The organism is Mesorhizobium sp. M7A.F.Ca.CA.001.08.2.1, assembly GCF_003998455.1.
In the GTDB taxonomy this organism is placed as follows: Bacteria; Pseudomonadota; Alphaproteobacteria; order Rhizobiales; family Rhizobiaceae; genus Mesorhizobium; species Mesorhizobium ciceri.
In genome coordinates, this window is sequence record NZ_RZPW01001333.1 from 1 (window position 1) to 745 (window position 745).

Genomic DNA, 745 nt, shown 5'->3' on the forward strand with positions numbered 1-745 from the left:
GACGGGATCGTCGTGGTCATCGACGACGAATGGAGATCGCCATGCACGCCTTCCGAAGCGGGCTCAACCGACCAGTACCAGCCCGAATTCGGCTCCGAGAACCGGAGGTCGCCGAGATCTGGCGCGCCGGTCAGCGCACCGCTGTCGGAGATGCCGATCGAACCGATCAGGTTGAACAGATGCGCCGAAAGCAGGCTGTCGAAGCCGCGCTCGCTGGCCTGGCGGTATAGGGTGGTGATCAAGGTGAAGATGACAACGAGCGTCACGATCGCCCAGACCGTGGAAAAGGCGATGACGCGGAACGTCAGCGAACGCGGCCACAAACGCAGCGAAAGCGGCGTCCTTGCGGTTGGTTTGAGCGGTTCCGAGTTACGCCTCCGGCTCACGCATGCGGTAGCCCATGCCGCGCACGGTTTCGATCATGTCGATGCCCATCTTCTTGCGCAGCCGCCCGACAAACACCTCGATGGTGTTGGAATCGCGGTCGAAATCCTGATCGTAGAGATGCTCGACCAGTTCGGTCCGCGAGACGACCTCGCCCATATGGTGCATCAGATAGGCAAGCAGGCGGAATTCGTGCGACGTCAGCTTCAGCGGCACGCCGCCGACATCGGCCTTGGAGGCCTTGGTGTCGAGGCGCAGCGGTCCGCAGGTCAGCTCGGACGAGGCATGGCCGGCAGCGCGCCGGATCAGAGCCCGTAGCCTCGCCAGCACCTCCTCGATGTGGAACGGCTTGGTGACGTAG

The 745-nt window shown here is 63.2% G+C and carries 1 protein-coding gene and 1 pseudogene; both read right to left on the minus strand.

Going from position 1 to position 745, the window contains the following annotated elements:
* Nucleotides 1-386, minus strand: a pseudogene (locus tag EN914_RS37210) (histidine kinase); the annotation flags it as partial.
* On the minus strand, nucleotides 370-745 hold a 376-nt coding region (locus EN914_RS37215; RefSeq protein WP_164779258.1), incomplete at its 5' end, for a response regulator transcription factor. The pseudogene EN914_RS37210 and the gene EN914_RS37215, both read right to left, overlap by 17 nt.